Here is an 18,617-nt window from a genome sequence, read left to right as displayed (position 1 = left end):
ATAAGCGGCAAATACTTCGTCTGCGAACAACTGACCTTCCACAAAGTCGTCTGCGCCATTCGGATAGGCATCCGGATTGGCAAGCAGTGCTGTCATAGTGAAGTAGTTACGTTCAGTTACTTCGATACCACGATCCTGCAATGCTGCGATAGCATCACCCGACGTTGTACCAGCCTGGCCTGATGTAGCGTCAAGCAAACCAAACAGGCTTTGCGAAACTTGTTGTGTTCCCACAAAGTTTTCTACGTCTTTGCGGTAGTAACCTACTGACACCATGCTGGATTCGTCGTAGTAATATTCCAGAGACACATCGAAGTTGTTAGACAACAATGGATCCAGCTTCGCATTACCACGGCTACCCGAAGCCACACCACCTAAATAGGTAGGACGACCCGGTGCACCAATGCTGGTAGCAGTGTACATCTGATTATAAGCAGGACGCGCTAAGGTCATGCTATAAGATGCACGGGCTTTTATATCATCAGTAATGTTAAGTGATACGTCGATATTTGGCAGGAAGCTCTCATACATGTGATCTTCCGACAGCGCTTCGGTATTCGAGCCTAACTGAACACGGAAATCGTTATCTGACGTCCAAATAATTTGCTCGGGTACCGACTGTAACGAAATAGAAGTTACATCTGTGCGCTCGTAACGCGCACCTACTACTAAGTTCGCTTCAAAGCCACCAATTTCGCCTTCCAATGTTGCCATTGCATACAATGACAAAATGTCTTCTTTAACGGTGTTGTTGGCAGAGCTTACCGCTGGCAGATCGCCCGGTGTATAACCGTAAGCTGGCGCCACTGCGTTTAACAAATCAACGGCATTGCCACGGAACGACACACTACCCAATGGAATAGTGGTTGCGCCTGACGGAACTGCCATCGCATCGGCCCCGGCTACGCCGCTCATGTTGTGGTCCTGGAACGCACATGCGGTACAAGTGATCTCCAACAGACCTTCAGGAATATTGCCTACATCAGCAACACCCCAGCCACCCAGCTGTGCTTCAGTTTCGTAACGAACCTGTTCCATTTCGGTAGACAAATAGCCCAAACCGAAATCAAGTTTTAAATCGCCGCCTTTATCCCAGGTACCGTCGAAACGGAACTGGTTTACTTTTGACGTTTGATCAGACGAAATTGCGCGAGTTACCTGCGGACCAACATCAGCCAAATCAAAGATTCCATTGTTGTTACCCTTGATTGAATCGTCTACGACAATACTTGCTTGTGGTAAAGACTGCGAGTAATCAACTGTTTGCCAACCAGCAGTAGCACCAGCAACGTTGAAACGAATTACGTTTTTGCCGTATGGGCCATTGCCGCCACTGCTTGCTTCCGCCAATGAGGCATCAAAACGCAGGTTCAGGGCATCGTTTGCCCACCAGTCTACGTTAAAACCAAATGACTTCAGCTCGTCCTTCGCACCCATTACCAGGTTTTGGAAGAAGAAATCTTTACCACCATCGATATCTTCAGTAAAACGAATAGGAGTAGCAACCACTGGGTTGCCATCAAATTCCATATCGGTAAACTGACGCGCAAACCAAATACCATCTACAATTGACGTAGAAGAAATGGTGTTGCTCGCGTACGTTGCATCAGCAGTAATGGTCATTTGATCATTAGGCGCATATTGCACGGTTAACATGCCGTTAACGCGTTCGCGGTTATCATTGTTTAAACCAATACCCAGGTTAGAAGGCATAGCAACCAATTGCCCTTCTTCTGGTGCATTGGTTACGGTAGCACCGTCAACTAAACCAAACGTACCCGGTGACGTTGAATCCCAGTTGTACAGTTGGTAGTTTTCCACGCTCATGTGGCGGCTACCAGAATCACGTTCCTGATAAGAACCAAACAGCGCAACACCGAAGTTACCGTCGTCATTTACCCAGTTAGCTACACCGCTTAACTCTGGTGTTACACCGTCACCGCCTTCGTCTTTCATGGCTTTAACACCAATTGACGCGCGATCATCGCCCTGTGCCAGTGGCTTCAGCGTATTGATGTTAATGGTTGCACCAATACCGCCTGATGGCACTGCCGCACGACCAGTTTTGTATACTTCAATACCGCTTACACCCTCAGAAGCCAGGTTAGAGAAGTCAAAAGAACGCGTAGTACCAGATGCGCCCTGGTCTAACGGGTTACCTGTAATTGATGCAACGTTAGCAGCAGGCATTTGACGGCCGTTTAACGTAATCAGGTTAAAGTTACCGCCGAAACCACGTACCGTTACTTCTGAACCTTCACCGTTCACACGGTTAATCGATACACCGGTAATGCGCTGGAGTGATTCTGCCAGGTTGGTATCAGGGAATTTACCCATGTCTTCAGCAGAAATAGCATCCACAACGCCCGTTGATTGTCGTTTGACATTCATCGACTGGGATAAACTGCCTCTTACGCCTCTTACTTCAATCTTTTCTACCGTGTCCGTTTCCTGTGCATAGACGCCTGACGCGACCATGACACAAAGTGCCCCGGATACAGCTGTTGCTAGTTTATTCTTATAAAACATAGTTTTGGTTTCCAATTGAGATTAACACTTTTGTTTATATGTGCGTTTGTGCCTGCTTTTTGCCATCGTTGTCATAAGTGACCCAACCACTATTCCGATAACGCAAAGTCGTAGGAAGTCCTACACGCAGTACGCAGTGCTAACATTCAATACGATTTCTCTCTTCCGTATTGAACCGTACAGACCACCAACATTGTTAATAATCTGTAACAGGTGAACTTATAGCTTACAATTTGATAACAATGCAAGCGTTTTGTAAAGAAACCTAACAAATAAGTAAAATACTTGTCATTCACCGAATTTTTGTTCAATGCGGTGTGGTAATTGCTAGACTGGAAAATAAAGATGTTTTCAATTGAAATACATTATTTTGTTTTAAAAATACGATGAAAAACACCAATATTTACCGTTTCTGGTAAAAAGCCTGTTGATCACATGATGCGACAATTCAAATAACACACTGTTATTTATAATTTTTATTTTAAAAATAGAGAGGGTTGTGAGTAACGTTAACCAACAAAAAGCACCTTTGGCCCCCTTTTTAGGTATGAGTACTACATTACTAACTTGATTAACCCGGTTAACTTTATAAAAAACTGGAAGGTGAGTAAAAAGCAGGTATATTAACAAAACACTTTGTGAACAGGTTTGATGGTAATTGTAAACACAATGCTTTGTTCACAGTACAACAAGAATTAAGCCCTACAGGCCTGATGTGTCGCAATAAAGACAATTACAACATGCAAAATAACAATGACACCCCAACGAACGCGGTTGACAGGAAACAACCTGTGGCACTTATGCCAGACAGGTTGTTTTTTCATACAATTAAACAATATGGGCCAATGAGTCGCGCTTCTATCGCGAAACTCACCGGTATTTCAAGACCCACTATATCAGAGTCGGCTCAACGCTTACTCAAGCAGGGTCTGGTAATTGAAACCAAAAGAAAAACGCAGAATAAACAAGGTCGTGCGGGCATTATTTACGAGATTAATGCCACCAAAGGCGTTATTCTGGCGCTGGCAATTGACGTAAAGCAAATTCAGTTGCGCCTTACAAACCTTGCGCTTGGTGTGATTCGCGACCAGTGTTTTACCATTGATCCCAGTTGGAACAAACAAGACTTTATCAAAGCCGTTATTCAAATCATGGAATTATCACTTCATGATCAACAAGCGCCATTGTTGTCTATTGGTGTATCGGTGGCAACACCGGTGAATGCCACTACAGGCGAAATTATTGCCCTACCGTTTTCTCAATTCACAGTGATCCACGGCATCAATTTCAAACAGTTGTTTAGCCATCATTTCAACTGCACAGTGACCATAGATAATGACGTAAACTGGGCAACACTGGCAGAAAAGGCCAATGGTATCGCGCAGCAGGAATCCAATTTTATGTTCATCTATTTTGGTGAGGGTATTGGTGGTGGTGTGTACTTTGATAATCATTTGATTAAAGGTGCATCGGGTATGGCTGGCGAGCTTGGGCATATTATGATTGAGGACGGTGTTAACCTGCAGGATTATGTACACAAGCACAAGTTGCAGGAAGCGCTGGAAGCCGGTGACGATCTCACAGCTCACCCTGCGCTACAAGTCATTTCGCGAATTATTGCGTCTATGGCCACAGTGATAAATCCTAACATGTTTGTATTGGGCGGACCGTTAACCAAATACCCCACGTTTATTCCCGCAATTATTGCGTTAACGCGACCGCAATTGTTCACGCCAACGCTAATAGTGCCCAGTGACGCGCCCAATTTTGCGCCTTTAAACGGGGTTGAGACTGGGGCATATGAAGTAGCGCTTGCACAATTTGGCTTACCAAAACCAGACGAAGTGAGCCCGTAAAAAGCGGTATATCGTTTATTTACAATGTACGTTTGGATAGGCTACAAAACGTCCTGCGCCTATCCAAACCTCTGTTAAAACAACCAGCTAAGCACGCCAGCAAACAAAAACGCAAGACTGCCAAGTAACGTTTCCATCACCGTCCATGTTTTAAGCGTCGTCTTTTCGTCCATATTAAGCAATCTGGACACCAACCAAAAACCAGAGTCATTGACATGCGAAAGTACGGTTGCACCGCCAGCAATGGCGATAACAATGCAACACAAGTCCATCGCAGACAGCCCCGTTTGAGCTGCCACGACAGGCGCGAGTAAAGCGGCAGTGGTAGTTAAGGCGACGGTTGCAGAGCCCTGCGCCACGCGAATACAGGACGACAGAATAAACGCCGCAACAATAATGGGTAATCCGGTTTCCGCCAGCATGCCAGCCAACGCATCGCCAATACCCGATGCGCGTAATACACCGCCAAACATGCCCCCAGCGCCGGTAATTAAAATCACTGCACAGAGCGGCCCCAGCGCATCGTTGCAAAGAGACTCTAATTGCATTCTGGAAAATTGCGCGCGCAATAACCACAGTGTTAGTAATAGTGTGATCATGAGTGCCACCGGCGTTTTACCCAGTAGCCTCAGATTACTTACCCAGGTGCTTTGTTCAAGTACACCGGCTGTTAGCAATGTATTGGCCACGGTATCCAGCGAAATCAGTACAAGAGGCGTTATCAGAATAAGGATGACACGCCAAAACGATGGCCGGGATTTCACATCAGAATGACTGCCCGTTGCTGAAAACCACGTCGGAACAGGCAGTGGATACTTTGTACCTGCATATAAACCAAACAAATAAGCACCAAAGAACCAGGTGGGTATAGCAACCAACAATCCTACCAGCAGCAACATACCCATGTTCACACCGAGTAAATCGGCCGCAGCGACCGGGCCCGGATGCGGTGGCACAAAGGCATGCATCACCGCAAAAGCCCCCGCAGCGGGTAACACAAACGGCAGAGTTGACTTACCCAGTTTGCGCGCGACAGTAAGTAAAACCGGCATCATTACGATCAGACCGGCATCAAAAAAGATAGGAAAACCAAACAATAATGAGGCAACGCCCAATGCGAAAGGTGCTCTTTGTTCGCCAAACAAATCAAGTAAGCGTTTTGACAGCACATCAGCGCCACCACTGGCATCAAGCAGTTTACCAATCATGCCTCCCAGCCCTACCAACAGAGCAACCGCAGCCAGCGTGCCACCGAACCCCGATAGCATCACAGATACAATCTTATCCGTGTCGACACCCGTCACTAAGGCAGTGACCAAACTAACCAGAATCAGCGCGATAAATGCGTGCATTCGCACCACGATAACCAGCAGCATCAGTATTCCTACCATGGCGCCACCGGATAACAGCAACATCCCCTGCTCCACGTATTTCCCCTTATTTTAAGTGTGCTTTGTTCATTTTTATATTTACATTCTGCACGTCATCGCTAGAATGTTACGCATAACATTAAAGATATACATTTTCTTAACAACAAACAAGTATCCGCTATGACTGTATCCACGCAATCTGTAATTTATCGCTGTGTTGTAGTAATGGGGGTGAGTGGCAGCGGCAAAAGCAGCGTTGCAGCGGCACTTGCCACCTCTATGCACGCTGTATTTATTGATGGGGACGATTTGCACCCTGCCAGCAACATAGCAAAAATGGCGCAAGGTGTGCCGTTAACCGATGAAGACCGAGCGCCCTGGCTGCGGGAAATATGCCATCAGGCCAATGCAATCCTGGCCCGCGACACACATGTTGTGGTGGTATGCTCGGCACTTAAGCAACGTTACCGCGATATTTTCAGGCAAGAAATCACTCATGTGTCGTTTGTTTTTCTTGACGGTTCGTATGAATTAATAGAACAGAGAATGCAGGCACGTCAGGGCCATTTTATGAAGGCTGGTATGCTAAAAAGCCAGTTTGAGGCACTTGAGCGTCCAAATAGCAGCGAAAAAGACATTATAACGCTAAATATTAATGAATCGATTGACACATTGGTGGAGCGGGCCTACCAACTACTGCCTTCGGTAAGTGAATAACCTAAATCGAACTTGGTTTGATTAACCCGGGAGCCACATACAGCATCAATCAGTAACTGTGCACTTTTTCGTCCGATAGCTTCTCTGGGTGTAACCACACTGGTTAATCTGGGCTTCATCGCCTGCCCGATATCCAGCGCATTAAAACCCACCACTGCCATATCTGACGGTACGCGAATCCCCTTCTCCATGCAATATTGCATAGCGCCGATAGCGAGATCATCGTTAGTACAAAACACGCCATCAATATTGTTATAGTTGTTTAACGCTTGTCGCATCAATGCCTGTCCCTGAGTAAAGCTGGAATGAAAGGGGGTGGCTACACTAGACGGAGTAAGGCCCGCATCCCACATAGCCTGCTCATAGCCTTTTTGTCTCAGCCGGGTGCGGTTATCCAGACGGGCGGCCAAATAAATTACGTGGCGACGACCGCGCTTAATCATGTTAGTAACGGCATGATAAGATGCCTGCATGTGATCCATACCTACCGCCATATCCAACGGATTGTCGGGTAACTCCATGGCCTCGACTACTGGTATGCCGGCCTGCTTGATCATATTTACCGTTTTTGGCGTGTGTGTGGTTTCACATAATAGTAAGCCGTCGACGCGATATGACAGCAGCATAGCAACTTTGCGCTCTTCAACTTTTGGATCGTACCCGGAATGAGCCAGTAAAATGTCAAATCCAGCGGGTTGAGTGATGGATTCAATGCCTTCAACCAAAGACGCAAAAACCTGATTTGACAGCGAAGGGATAATTACGCCAAGCGTCTTGGACATCGCTTTAGACATTAGCGAAGGTGCGCGGTTTTGTATAAAGCCCTGGGTTTCCACTATTCGGGCGATCCGTTCCCTGGTAGCTTTGGCTACGCGCTCTGGTTCGCGAAAATAACGCGACACCGTCATTTTGGTTATCCCCAGTTCATCAGCGATATCCTGTAGTGTCAGTGCTTTCTTATTACTCATAGCCATCCTTTACGGCCTTATTATCGGCTCAGTATGTTACAAGTAACATTACAAGTCAAAAAATGCCTGTTAAACGGTTAATACTTTAGCCAGTTGTGGCTTAGTATTATGATAACTAAGCGCTTCTTGCTCAAGCGATGGAGTGACATCGATGTCTCAAAAAGTCATAAATACAAGAGCTGTGAAGCAAGTTCAGGGCAGAATTGGCTGGCAAATCCATTGGCCATTTTGCAATTCAAATCGCTCACGGATTTGAGGATTACCGGTGAGACTCAGATAGTCTGCGTTTTGTACGGTTAATTTGATAACAGCAAAGTGAGATGGGGGGATTTGTGTTGAGGGCGTAACAATCTTCAATGGATATTCAGGATTATTACGCGCACTACCTGGTTCTCCCCAAAAAAACTGGGATTTTGCTGATTCTGATAACTGGGCCCAATAATGCGAACACAGTGATTCGTGCGAGTGAACGGTACAAACCTCCCCCGTTACGGAGAATCGATATTGCTCTCGGCTATGCGCAAAATACCAGCACACCGCAGCTTTGCGATTACATTGAAAATCGAGACATTTTTGGCTGCGGGTGTCAGTAACGAGATACAACACATCTTGTGTCTCATCCAATCCCCTGAACACTACTGTTCGATTGTGTAACTGACCATCGGGAGACTGTGTCGCCAATTGAAAAAAACGACTCTCTGGTATGTCCTGAGTGAGCGCAAGGCTATTTACCAAACGCGTCCGCCAGCCGCTCATGCAGTTGCCTTCGCCTCTACTCGTTTTGCCAGTGAAAATAAACGATAGAAATTAGACGTAGTTGCTTCAGCCAGTTGCTTTGTGGATATCCCTCGTAATTTCGCGATAAATTCAGCCACTTCCACCACATAACCCGGCTGATTCTGCTTTCCGCGATAAGGCACCGGCGCCAACCAGGGCGAGTCAGTTTCAATTAACAAACGGTCTAGTGGGACAGCTTTAGCGACCTCTTGTAACTCAGTGGCTGACTTAAAGGTTACTATGCCTGAAAGGGAAATATAAAAGCCAAGTTCAATAGCCGCCTGCGCCATAGCCAAATCTTCTGTAAAGCAATGCAAAACCCCTTGAGTTCCCGGCAACAAATGGGCTTTTAACAAATCAATCGTTTCCTGGCGTGCATCACGAGTGTGGATAATCAGGGGCTTGCCAGTTTCATTTGCTACGCGGATATGGTCAATAAACGATTGTATTTGTACATCTCGCGTATCTGCACTATAGTAATAATCCAGGCCGGTTTCACCAATGGCTACGACCTTTTCATCGCGAGCGGCGGTAAGCAAGTCGTTATAATCACAGGCATCTTCCTGGTGTAAAGGGTGCACGCCGCACGACACAGACACATCGTTAAATTCAGCCACTGTTTCTGCCATCGCAGGATAATCTTTCACCGATACGGACACACATAAAAAGTGCTCAACGCCACGACGGCGGGCAAATTCCAATGTATCGCGTAATGCCTCGGGAGATTTATCGAGTCGGTCTAAATGGCAATGTGAATCTACAAACAAAATGTGCCTCTTATGCTTGAACTAATTGAGAAAAAAGTTGTGATAACAGTAGTGTTTTATTGATGCCCGGATGCTGGGCACGCCGGGCAAATGCCAGGCACTGCTGATACCGTTCGAAATCGCTGGTACGCAGCTGCATCCGGTACTGATCATGGTAATATTGCTGACACCAGTCAATAACCAATTCTGTACTCCCCTGCCACTTACCTGCCATCGCGGTAATATCGGCTTTACCCGCTAACATATCCGCCAGGCCATCGCTAAACTCCCGGAACGACACGCTGTTCTCATCCTGCAAAGCCTTTAATACTCTGAGCGGCGCGTTACCATATGCCTGTAGCAAGGCTTGCGAAACCTCAAAATCGCCCTGTTCGGTTAACCAATTCAGGCTTTGGGCGATCTCTGGCACGGGCAAATGTACCTTTTCACAACGGCTCAGTATGGTAGGAAGCAAACTATTAATTTTACTGGTAAGCAGAAACAAATACGTATTATCAGTGGGCTCTTCCAACGTTTTCAAAAGCGCGTTTGATGCCGCTTCTGTCATTTTCTCGGCAACGGGGATCAGTAACACCTTGTGACGGCCTATTTGCGGTGTTGAACTGAGCTTGGCAATACTGGTTCGAATGGCGTCTACGCCCAACTGCTTTTCACTTTCCAGCACATGATGATCAGGATGAGTACCGGCATTTACCAGTTTACAACTCTGACACATTCCGCAAGCACCCTGCACTGACGGTTGTAAACACAAGATCCCTTTCATCATCGCATCAGCCAAACAACGTTTACCGATGCCCTCTTGCCCACTCACCAACAGGCCATGGTGCAGGCTGTGCTGTAAAAATCGTAGCATCAACGACTCACGCGTTAGCGTAAGCCAAGGCAAGAGAGAGTCTTGTGTAGCACTGTGCTGTATCATTGCAGAAACTGCTCCACAACATCACGGACCTGATCGTGAACCTCAGGCATAGTCTGCATAGCGCTTATAGTTATTATGCTTTCGTCTTGTGCAGCCAACGCCTGATATCGCGCCCGCGTGCGCTCGAAAAATGCAAGTCCCGACAGTTCAATGCGATCCAGTTCACCACGGCCACGAGCGCGCGCAAGGCCAGTTGCCGGTTCTACGTCAAGATACAGGGTTAGGTCTGGCTTGAAGCCTTTTAACGTTAGATCGCGCAAGGCAGTTAACGTTGAATGCGATATACCGCGCCCCCCGCCCTGATAGGCCTGTGAAGATAAATCGTGACGGTCGCCAATAACCCAGGTTTCTTCCGCCAGAGCCGGTTTGATCACATTCGCCAACAACTGGGCCCGGGCAGCATACATAAGCATCAGCTCGGTTTCTTCAACTACCGTTTCCTGCCAATTTTGCTTCACGCATGCTCGAATGGCCTCAGCCATAGGCGTACCGCCAGGTTCACGGGTAGTAATAGTGTGATGGCCTTTTGCCTTGATCAGCGACTCAATTAATGCAATTACCGAACTCTTGCCAGCGCCCTCAAGGCCTTCAACAACGATAAACTTTCCACTCATGGGCGCTTACTTATCCTCTATTTTTAACTGATACTGCCTGACCGCCTGATTGTGCTCCGCTAACGTAGCGGAAAACACATGGCTGCCATCACCTTTCGCTACAAAATACAGATCATCAGTAATTTCCGGTAACAATGCTGCGTTTACCGCAGCCTTACCAATCATGGCAATCGGGCCAGGAGGCAGACCTTTATGTACATAGGTATTGTACGGCGTATCTTCCCGCAAGTGTTTACGAGTCAGGTTGCCATCAAATTGCTCTCCCAGACCGTAGATCACGGTTGGGTCGGTTTGTAAGCGCATATTGCGGTCGAGGCGATTAACAAATACACCGGCGATATGCGCCCGTTCATGTTCAAGCGCGGTTTCTTTTTCAATGATGGACGCCATAATCAACACCTCGAAGGGTGTTTTATAAGGTAATCCACCTATTCGCTTTTCCCAATTATCCAATAAATACGTTTGCATCGCATTGGACGCACGCTGCACTATTACGCTGGCTTTAGTGCCTGCGGTAAAGCGATACGTTTCAGCTAATAACAATCCTTCGAGTGATGTCACATCCTGATCAGCGTGATTGCGCCAGCTATTGAGCACCGGTTGGAGGCTTTCTTCAGATAAGTCATTAGTTAATCGTGGATGAGATACCAATATTTGTGCCCACTGCTCAAATGTCAGACCCTCAATGAGGGTTATATTGAACTGTGCTTCCTGTCCGGATGCCAACTGCGCAAACACTTCTGCCAGTGTTTTTCCCGGTTGAATCTCATATGTACCGGCGCGAATACGAGTATTGCCTGCAACAAATTTCAACCACAGTCTGGCCACCTTACGAGGCATGGGTAACCAGCCGTTGCGATCAAATTCGTTGATTGTTGCGATGGCAGTCTGCCCACCTGGCAAGGTATACAAAACCGGGCTACTGAGTACAAGCGGCGTATTTAATTGCTGCTGAAACCAGCCGTTCGCTGCCATCCCGGCCGCGATCAGTAAGAGCACCAGAATGAGCAGTTTACGCACAGGCGCTTTCCTGATCATATGCGCACTTTAATGACGTTTGTATCGCGTGAACCGGCTCCAGCGAATATTTGACAATGTCGGATTGGTTGCCCATCACCAATGAATGTGCAGGCACTATCTGCATTAACGCATTGGTGAGCATGATTGCTTCAGCATCAGCAAGATTGCGCAAATGATACTCGCCAACTTCTATATTGTTGACATGCTGTAAGATAAACTGCCGCATAACACCATTAACACCGGCCTGCGAAAGTTCTGGTGTAAACCAGATGCCCTGCTTATACCAAAATACATTAGCCGCACTGGCTTCAATAATGGTTTTATTGCGATCGGTTACTATGCAGTCGTCACAGTGCATGTTTTGCATGGCCCGTTTAACTAACACTTGTTCCAAGCGATTTGCGTGTTTTAATCCGGCTAACAACGGTTGCTGCGCCAGTGTGATTGGCGACACCGCCAATGCAATGCCATTCCTGCGCCAGTCATCATAAAATGCCGGGACCAGGTGCCAACTGACCGCAGCCGACAAAGAAACCGTGTCCGGGCGAGAATACCCGCGCCCACCCTGGCCACTTCCAATCAGGATCTTTAACACGCCGTCACTGCGCTGCATTAACGCCTGTGTAATTAGCTGTTCAATACTGTCTTTGGATACTGTCAGGCCTAACGCCGCAGCATCATTTACCAAACGCGCAATATGCCGTGACATCAAACCTACTTTGCCATCTGAAACATGCATGGTGGTAAAGACACCATCGCCGTAATTAGCCAGTCGATCGTTCAGAGCAAATTGGTTAAGTGATTGTATTTGAACAGACTCTGTCATGCCCTGCGAAAAGTAAAATCCATCATTAGGGCGAGTATAACAGTTATTAATCGGGAAATTTACTCTGAAAGCAAACAAAAACGGGAGCGTGTGCTCCCGTTTTGTCATCTTTACGGCGATGCGTACTATGGGCGTTTGAAAATCAAACTACCATTAGTACCGCCAAAGCCGAATGAGTTACATAACGCATACTCTTCTTCAAATGCTTTGGCTTTGTGTGCAACAAAATCTAAATCACACCCTTCACCCGGATTATCGAGGTTTATGGTAGGCGGAGCCATTTTGTCACGCAGTGCCAGTATTGTAAAAATAGCTTCTACTGAACCAGCGGCACCTAATAAGTGACCCGTCATTGATTTGGTTGAACTCACCAGCAACTTATGTGCATGTTCACCAAATACACCTTTAACCGCAGACACTTCTGCAATGTCACCAGCAGGTGTAGAGGTACCATGCGCGTTAATGTAGCCGATCGTTTCACGCGCAATTTGTGCATCATTAAGTGCATTCACCATAGAAGCGGCTGCACCTTCACCATTTTCTGGTGGCGAGGTCATATGATATGCGTCACCACTCATCCCAAAGCCAACCAACTCGGCATAAATGGTCGCCCCACGAGCAACAGCTGATTCATACTCTTCCAGCATGACTACGCCAGCACCTTCGCCCATAACGAAACCGTCACGGTCTTTATCCCAGGGACGGCTGGCTTGTTGTGGCGCATCGTTGCGAGACGATAAGGCGCGAGCTGCAGCAAAGCCGGCGATACCCAGCGGCGTAATAGTCGCTTCTGCGCCGCCTGCCAGCATGGCATCAGCATCGCCATAAGCAATGGTTCTGGCCGCAACACCAATGTTATGCACACCAGTGGTACACGCTGTAACGATGTTCAGGTTTGGCCCTTTAAGACCTTCCATGATCGACAGGAAGCCAGAAATCATATTAGTGATAGTAGATGGAACAAAAAATGGCGACACGCGACGTGGGCCGCTGTTCATCAACTTCACGTGATTCTGTTCAATTTGTTCAAGACCACCGATCCCAGAGCCAATCGCTACACCTACGCGATGCGCGTTGTCGGCGGTAATCGCTAAGCCTGAATCGGCTAAAGCCTGTTTACCCGCAGCTATCCCTAGTTGGATAAAGCGGTCCATTTTCTTGGCTTCTTTTTTGTCGATATATTCTTGTGGGTCAAAATCATTGATTTGACCGGCAAACCGGGTGGAATAGTCACTGCAATCAAAATGGGTGATTTCACCGATCCCGCTCTCGCCCGCTAACAGACGTGTCCAGGTTTTGTCTACTGACAAACCCAGTGGGGATAGCATGCCCAGACCAGTAACCACTACGCGACGTTTTGTCACAAAATGCCCTCGCATTGGAACTTATAAGGAAGGTAAACAGAAAACGGCTCGTTATCGAGCCGTTTTATCTGGAAAAAGATGCTTACGCGTCTTTGTTTGCGTTGATGTAGTCGATAGCAGACTGAACAGTCGTGATCTTCTCAGCTTCTTCATCTGGAATCTCAGTGTCGAACTCTTCTTCTAACGCCATTACCAACTCAACAGTGTCAAGCGAGTCAGCGCCTAAATCATCAACAAACGATGCTTCGGATTTAACTTCTTCTTCTTTAACACCAAGCTGCTCAACGATGATTTTTTTTACGCGCTCTTCAATGTTACTCATAATTCTAGGTTTCCCTTAACGTCACTAGATACAAAAAATGCCGCTAGTTTATTTTGCAAGCCCGAGGCTTGCAAGCAACCAGTAGAAACAAATGGCCTGGTCAAACCAGCAGCGAACCAAGTTTAATCAACAAGATTTTTACATTCAAGGTTTTATCTTCATGAGTGTCAATGCAATTTACGAATTAACACTCAAATCAGACTTAACCCATATACATACCACCATTCACCTGAATGGTTTCACCGGTTATATATGCCGCACCATTGCTTACCAGGAAGCTTACTGTGGCGGCAATTTCCTCTGGCTGACCCAAACGGTTCGCCGGAATATCTTTAAAAATCGCTTCGCGTTGTTCATCGCTTAGCGCTTTTGTCATGTCTGTATCAATAAAGCCTGGTGCCACTACGTTAACGGTAATGCCACGGGAAGCCACTTCACGTGCCAAAGATTTAGAAAAACCAATCACACCGGCTTTTGCAGCTGCGTAGTTTGCCTGACCAGCGTTGCCTGCACAACCCACTACAGAACCTATCGACACGATACGGCCGAAGCGTTTCTTCATCATTCCACGCAAAACGGCTTTTGACAATGAAAAAATGGATGTCAGGTTAGTATCCATGATTGCCTGCCACTCGTCATCTTTCATGCGCATTAGCAGATTATCGCGTGTGATACCGGCATTATTCACTAAAATATCAATTGAACCAAACTCTTCTGTAATGGCTTTCACCAGTGCTTCAGAGGCACCTGACTCAGTTACATTCAGCGTCATACCTTTGCCGCCTGTCGCCTGAAGATACTCAGTAATGGCTGCTGCGCCTGAATCGCTGGTTGCAGTACCAATTACAATTGCGCCTTGCTCAGCCAGTTGTGTAGCAATGGCTTTACCAATGCCGCGGCTTGCGCCGGTAACTAACGCAATTTTACCCTGTAAATCACTCATTTTTTACGTTCCTGTTTACGCTTCCTGCCACGCAGTAAGCGTGTCTGGTGTATTAATAGCAATATAATTAACGGTATTGGCAATGCGTTTACCCAGACCGGTTAACACTTTGCCCGGCCCAATTTCAATGACAGTGTCGATACCTTCAGCCGCCAGGAATTCAATGGTTTTGGTCCATTGTACGGGACAATAAAGCTGACGAACCAACGCATTGCGAATAGTATCGGGATTAGATTCAACCGCTACATCGACGTTATTTACTACCTTCACTGATGGTTCATTTATCGTAATGTTAGCCAGAGCATCATCGAGTTGATCTGCTGCCGGACGCATTAACTCACAATGCGAAGGCACACTTACCGATAGCGGAAGCGCACGTTTTGCACCAGCTTCTTTACAGGCGGCGGCAGCTTGTTCGGCCGCTTTGGTTTCACCTGCAATAACGACCTGACCAGGTGAATTAAAATTAACCGGAGCCACTACATCGCCAGTAGCGATGGCGGTTTGATGGCAAATATCAGCAATGGCTTCATCGTCCAGGCCGATAATCGCATACATTGCACCCGCACCAGCAGGTACTGCTTGCTGCATGAATTTTCCGCGGGATTCAACCAATTTAACCGCATCCTCAAAGGCTATTACGCCGCTGCATACTAGCGCTGAATATTCACCCAGGCTATGCCCGGCCATATACTCGGGTTCAATGCCCTGCTCTGTTAAAATACGGTAAATCGCAACACTTGCCGTTAATAGCGCGGGTTGCGTTACTTGCGTTTCGTTTAGCTTCTCAGCATTGTTTTGTACCAGATCCCAAAGATCATAGCCTAATACAGCGGAAGCCTGAGAGAATGTTTCAATAACTGAAGGATGCGTCTCTGAAAGTTCTTTGAGCATGCCAACCGCTTGTGATCCTTGACCAGGAAATACGCAGGCGATACGAGACATAAAAATTCCTTATTATTTTTCTGATTAACTACGAACTCAATCTGCAACGCTTAATAGCGCACTAACGCAGATGCCCAGGCGAATCCACCGCCGAATGCTTCCAGCAATAAATGCTGACCACGTTGGATTCTGCCATCACGAACAGCGGTATCGAGTGCCGTAGGTACGGTCGCAGCTGACGTATTGCCATACTTCTCCAGGGTAAGTACAACCTGGTCAAGTGACATATCCAGCTTTTTCGCTGTTGCTTTTATAATTCGGAAGTTTGCTTGGTGAGGGACCAGCCAGTCAAGATCAGATTTTGCCATGTTATTGGCAGCAAGCGTCTGTTCCACTACTTCGGAAAGCTTGGTAACCGCCACTTTAAAGACTTCGTTGCCTTTCATGACACCCCAGTTTTCGTGAACAGATTGCTCATCACCACGTGTGGGGTTACCCACATACAACAAATCGCTGTATGAACCTGCAGCATTGATATGGGTAGATAAAATACCCGGCTCATCACTGGCTTCAATAAGGGTAGCACCAGCAGCATCGCCAAACAGAATAACCATTGTGCGATCAGACGGATTCACTAACCGGCTCAAACAGTCGGTGCCAATCACTAAAATACGCTTAGCCATACCACTTTTGATGTACTGGTCGGCAACACTCAGCGCGTAACAGTAGCCAGCACAGGCCGCGGCTACGTCGAAAGCGGGGATGTTGTCGAGTTGTAATATGTTTTGTATTTCACACGCGGTGCTTGGTAAAGCATAACGACCTGATGTGGTTGCACATACAATCATGTCGATGGATTTAGGATCGATGCCCGCAGCCTCAATGGCTTTCTTGCTGGCTTCTGCTCCCATTGTTGCAGCCGTTTCATGCGGCCCGGCAATTCGGCGTTCTTTGATACCGGTGCGGTCTGTTATCCATTCGTCACTGGTGTCCACCATGACTTCGAGATCAGCATTAGTGCGCACATCACTGGGATAATAACTTCCCGTCCCGATAATACGTGAAAATTTGCTCAAAGTTGCTCCAATAAAACGGTTTCTATTTTACTTTTTATTTTTTCTGGCACGTTCATCTCGGCTTCCTGCTTGGCTTGCAGAATGGCATAGTAGAATGCATCGGCCGAGGCGTTACCGTGACTCTTGATCACAATGCCGCGCAATCCTATCAGACTGGCACCGTTATACTGGTCGGGGTTCACCCTGTTATACACGGTTTTTAACAGCGGAAGTGCAATTCTAGCCATCAGTCTGCTGAAAAAACTTTGCTGCGACTGACGCTTGATCTCATTTATTACCAGCTTAGCCAGACCTTCACAAGATTTAAGCGCAATATTGCCGGTAAAACCGTCGGTTACCACTACATCGGCATTATCGGTAAAGATATCATCCCCTTCCACATAGCCAATGTAATTTAACCCTTTGGCATTGCGGAACAACTGGTCGGCGTATTTTACCTGAGCATTGCCCTTGATATCTTCTTCACCCACGTTGAGCAATGCGACGCGGGGTTGCTGAATGCCACTAATTTGTTCTGCCAGCACCGAACCCATAACACCGTACTGGAACAGAATTTCTGAGGTACAGTTAACATTAGCCCCCAGATCTAACAAAAAGACACGGTGATGACTGGCCGTTGGCATATCAGACACCAACGCGGGTCTGTCGATACCCGGCAGTGTTTTTAGCACGCAAAATGCCAGCGTTAGCAACGCGCCTGTGTTTCCCGCACTGACACAAGCCTGGGCTTCACCAGACTCAACCAGTTCCAGCATTCTGCGCATGGATGATTGCTTTTTATTGCGCAACGCTGACGTGGGTACTTCGCCCATTTCTACTGATTGTTCACAATGCTCAACTACAACGCGACTGCGCTGGTCGTTGGTAAGATCGTCAAGTGCCGGGGATATGATTTCTTCACGACCGCACAGAATAAACTGCACATCGGGAAGTGATTGAATAGCTTGCTTTGCAGCTGAAAGGATAACAGGGGGACCGTGATCGCCCCCCATGATATCTAACGCAATGGTTAGTTTAGACAAAATGTCAGCACCAGTAACTTAGTTACCGATGACTTTTTTGCCTTTGTAGTAACCATCAGCGGTTACGTGGTGACGACGGTGTGTTTCACCCGACGTTGAATCGACAGACAAAGTCGCGCCTGTCAATGCATCGTGTGAACGACGCATACCACGCTTAGAGCGTGTTTTACGATTTTGTTGTACTGCCATAACTTACTCCTGGTCTCGCTTAAGTTCTTTCAAAACCGCGAAAGGGTTTGGTCGCTCATTAGCCGGGTCGATTTTACCAAATGTCATATCGTCTTCACCCACTTCGCAATCCTCCTCTGCATGAAGGGCTACGATAGGTAATGAGATAATCAACTCGTCTTCAAATAATTGAAGTAAATCGACTTCTCCGTGGTCGTTGACCTCTACCGGTTCATAGGCTTCGGGTAATGCATCTGCCTCTTCCTGATCTTGTCCCTGCACCGGACTAAAACAGAATTCGGTATGAAGTGAGTGTGGAAACTCGCCATTACACCTCTGACAGATAAGTGTTACCTGTGCGCTTAAGTGACCGTGAAAGACAGTAAGACCCTGCGCGTCTTTTTCGAACTGTACTTCTGCGTTCACCCATTCATCACAGCTGACAACAGCTTCATTCAATCGTTCCAGATTTTT

Annotated in this window: 19 protein-coding genes; 2 read left to right on the top strand and 17 right to left on the bottom strand. The window is 47.0% G+C overall.

What is annotated here, in order from left to right:
• Positions 1-2,529 (bottom strand): TonB-dependent receptor (locus ACLR2L_RS11290; protein WP_413368301.1); only part of this gene is annotated, 2,529 nt, incomplete at its 3' end.
• 740 nt (positions 2,530-3,269) lie between these two features.
• Between ACLR2L_RS11290 and ACLR2L_RS11285 the strand changes: the two genes are divergently transcribed.
• The gene (locus tag ACLR2L_RS11285; protein WP_413368299.1) at positions 3,270-4,385 is read left to right on the top strand and encodes an ROK family transcriptional regulator; all 1,116 of its coding nucleotides are present in this window, start codon (positions 3,270-3,272) and stop codon (positions 4,383-4,385) included.
• 74 nt (positions 4,386-4,459) lie between these two features.
• Here the strand turns inward: ACLR2L_RS11285 and ACLR2L_RS11280 are convergent, their stop codons facing one another.
• Positions 4,460-5,800: a GntP family permease gene (locus ACLR2L_RS11280; protein ID WP_413368297.1), complete on the bottom strand. Its 1,341-nt coding sequence runs from the start codon at positions 5,798-5,800 to the stop codon at positions 4,460-4,462.
• Positions 5,801-5,935: 135 nt separating this feature from the next.
• On the opposite strand from ACLR2L_RS11280, the gene ACLR2L_RS11275 reads away from it, so the two are divergent.
• Positions 5,936-6,472 (top strand): gluconokinase, encoded by a 537-nt coding sequence (locus tag ACLR2L_RS11275; protein ID WP_413368295.1) that lies wholly within the window; start codon positions 5,936-5,938, stop codon positions 6,470-6,472.
• Here the strand turns inward: ACLR2L_RS11275 and ACLR2L_RS11270 are convergent.
• From ACLR2L_RS11270 to yceD, 15 genes are all read right to left on the bottom strand, one after another.
• A complete protein-coding gene (locus tag ACLR2L_RS11270; RefSeq protein WP_413368293.1) occupies positions 6,442-7,440 on the bottom strand; it encodes a substrate-binding domain-containing protein in 999 nt (332 codons plus the stop codon). The genes ACLR2L_RS11275 and ACLR2L_RS11270 overlap by 31 nt on opposite strands.
• Positions 7,441-7,632: 192 nt before the next feature.
• On the bottom strand, positions 7,633-8,196 hold the full coding sequence (locus ACLR2L_RS11265; RefSeq protein WP_413368291.1) for a pyridoxamine 5'-phosphate oxidase family protein: 564 nt from the start codon (positions 8,194-8,196) through the stop codon (positions 7,633-7,635).
• A complete protein-coding gene (locus tag ACLR2L_RS11260) occupies positions 8,193-8,984 on the bottom strand; it encodes a TatD family hydrolase (protein ID WP_413368288.1) in 792 nt (263 codons plus the stop codon). The genes ACLR2L_RS11265 and ACLR2L_RS11260 overlap by 4 nt, the downstream gene beginning before the upstream one ends.
• Positions 8,985-8,994: 10 nt before the next feature.
• The gene (locus tag ACLR2L_RS11255) at positions 8,995-9,837 is read right to left on the bottom strand and encodes a DNA polymerase III subunit delta (RefSeq protein ID WP_413368286.1); all 843 of its coding nucleotides are present in this window, start codon (positions 9,835-9,837) and stop codon (positions 8,995-8,997) included.
• A 62-nt stretch (positions 9,838-9,899) separates the two neighbouring features.
• Complete coding sequence (gene tmk / locus ACLR2L_RS11250) at positions 9,900-10,517, bottom strand: dTMP kinase (RefSeq protein WP_413368284.1); 618 nt, start codon at positions 10,515-10,517, stop codon at positions 9,900-9,902.
• 6 nt (positions 10,518-10,523) lie between these two features.
• Positions 10,524-11,537: an endolytic transglycosylase MltG gene (gene mltG, locus ACLR2L_RS11245; protein ID WP_413368282.1), complete on the bottom strand. Its 1,014-nt coding sequence runs from the start codon at positions 11,535-11,537 to the stop codon at positions 10,524-10,526.
• The gene (gene pabC, locus ACLR2L_RS11240; protein WP_413368280.1) at positions 11,530-12,363 is read right to left on the bottom strand and encodes an aminodeoxychorismate lyase; all 834 of its coding nucleotides are present in this window, start codon (positions 12,361-12,363) and stop codon (positions 11,530-11,532) included. Before pabC ends, mltG begins: the two co-directional genes overlap by 8 nt.
• A 125-nt stretch (positions 12,364-12,488) precedes the next feature.
• Positions 12,489-13,727 (bottom strand): beta-ketoacyl-ACP synthase II, encoded by a 1,239-nt coding sequence (fabF, locus tag ACLR2L_RS11235; protein WP_413368278.1) that lies wholly within the window; start codon positions 13,725-13,727, stop codon positions 12,489-12,491.
• 82 nt (positions 13,728-13,809) lie between these two features.
• Positions 13,810-14,049 (bottom strand): acyl carrier protein, encoded by a 240-nt coding sequence (gene acpP / locus ACLR2L_RS11230; RefSeq protein WP_018981476.1) that lies wholly within the window; start codon positions 14,047-14,049, stop codon positions 13,810-13,812.
• Positions 14,050-14,251: 202 nt separating this feature from the next.
• The gene (gene fabG / locus ACLR2L_RS11225; RefSeq protein WP_140957101.1) at positions 14,252-14,992 is read right to left on the bottom strand and encodes a 3-oxoacyl-ACP reductase FabG; all 741 of its coding nucleotides are present in this window, start codon (positions 14,990-14,992) and stop codon (positions 14,252-14,254) included.
• Positions 14,993-15,007: 15 nt separating this feature from the next.
• Positions 15,008-15,937 carry an ACP S-malonyltransferase gene (gene fabD / locus ACLR2L_RS11220; RefSeq protein ID WP_413368275.1) on the bottom strand — a complete coding sequence of 310 codons (930 nt, stop codon included), beginning with the start codon at positions 15,935-15,937 and terminating at the stop codon, positions 15,008-15,010.
• Between the two features lie 50 nt (positions 15,938-15,987).
• Positions 15,988-16,953 carry a beta-ketoacyl-ACP synthase III gene (locus ACLR2L_RS11215; protein WP_140957099.1) on the bottom strand — a complete coding sequence of 322 codons (966 nt, stop codon included), beginning with the start codon at positions 16,951-16,953 and terminating at the stop codon, positions 15,988-15,990.
• Positions 16,950-17,975, bottom strand: coding sequence for a phosphate acyltransferase PlsX (gene plsX / locus ACLR2L_RS11210; protein WP_413368273.1), 1,026 nt, complete (start codon positions 17,973-17,975; stop codon positions 16,950-16,952). Before plsX ends, ACLR2L_RS11215 begins: the two co-directional genes overlap by 4 nt.
• 18 nt (positions 17,976-17,993) lie before the next feature.
• Positions 17,994-18,164, bottom strand: a complete 171-nt coding sequence (gene rpmF / locus ACLR2L_RS11205) for a 50S ribosomal protein L32 (RefSeq protein ID WP_073324727.1) — start codon at positions 18,162-18,164, stop codon at positions 17,994-17,996.
• A gap of 3 nt (positions 18,165-18,167) precedes the next feature.
• Positions 18,168-18,617: 23S rRNA accumulation protein YceD (gene yceD / locus ACLR2L_RS11200; protein WP_413368271.1), on the bottom strand; the 450-nt coding region annotated here is incomplete at its 5' end.

This window comes from Alteromonas sp. AMM-1, from assembly GCF_047290655.1.
GTDB lineage: Bacteria > Pseudomonadota > Gammaproteobacteria > Enterobacterales > Alteromonadaceae > Alteromonas > Alteromonas mangrovi.
The sequence above is the reverse complement of the archived record's forward strand: the minus strand, read 5'-3'. Positions and strand labels throughout refer to the sequence as shown.

What these genes read in the sequence shown, in the direction of transcription:
- ACLR2L_RS11285 (WP_413368299.1), top strand. Translation starts at nt 3,270, where the DNA reads ATGCAAAATAACAATGACACCCCAACGAACGCGGTTGACAGGAAACAA.
- ACLR2L_RS11280 (WP_413368297.1), bottom strand. Translation starts at nt 5,800, where the DNA reads ATGTTGCTGTTATCCGGTGGCGCCATGGTAGGAATACTGATGCTGCTG.
- ACLR2L_RS11275 (WP_413368295.1), top strand. Translation starts at nt 5,936, where the DNA reads ATGACTGTATCCACGCAATCTGTAATTTATCGCTGTGTTGTAGTAATG.
- ACLR2L_RS11270 (WP_413368293.1), bottom strand. Translation starts at nt 7,440, where the DNA reads ATGAGTAATAAGAAAGCACTGACACTACAGGATATCGCTGATGAACTG.
- ACLR2L_RS11265 (WP_413368291.1), bottom strand. Translation starts at nt 8,196, where the DNA reads ATGAGCGGCTGGCGGACGCGTTTGGTAAATAGCCTTGCGCTCACTCAG.
- ACLR2L_RS11255 (WP_413368286.1), bottom strand. Translation starts at nt 9,837, where the DNA reads ATGCTACGATTTTTACAGCACAGCCTGCACCATGGCCTGTTGGTGAGT.
- tmk (WP_413368284.1), bottom strand. Translation starts at nt 10,517, where the DNA reads ATGAGTGGAAAGTTTATCGTTGTTGAAGGCCTTGAGGGCGCTGGCAAG.
- pabC (WP_413368280.1), bottom strand. Translation starts at nt 12,363, where the DNA reads ATGACAGAGTCTGTTCAAATACAATCACTTAACCAATTTGCTCTGAAC.
- acpP (WP_018981476.1), bottom strand. Translation starts at nt 14,049, where the DNA reads ATGAGTAACATTGAAGAGCGCGTAAAAAAAATCATCGTTGAGCAGCTT.
- fabG (WP_140957101.1), bottom strand. Translation starts at nt 14,992, where the DNA reads ATGAGTGATTTACAGGGTAAAATTGCGTTAGTTACCGGCGCAAGCCGC.
- fabD (WP_413368275.1), bottom strand. Translation starts at nt 15,937, where the DNA reads ATGTCTCGTATCGCCTGCGTATTTCCTGGTCAAGGATCACAAGCGGTT.
- rpmF (WP_073324727.1), bottom strand. Translation starts at nt 18,164, where the DNA reads ATGGCAGTACAACAAAATCGTAAAACACGCTCTAAGCGTGGTATGCGT.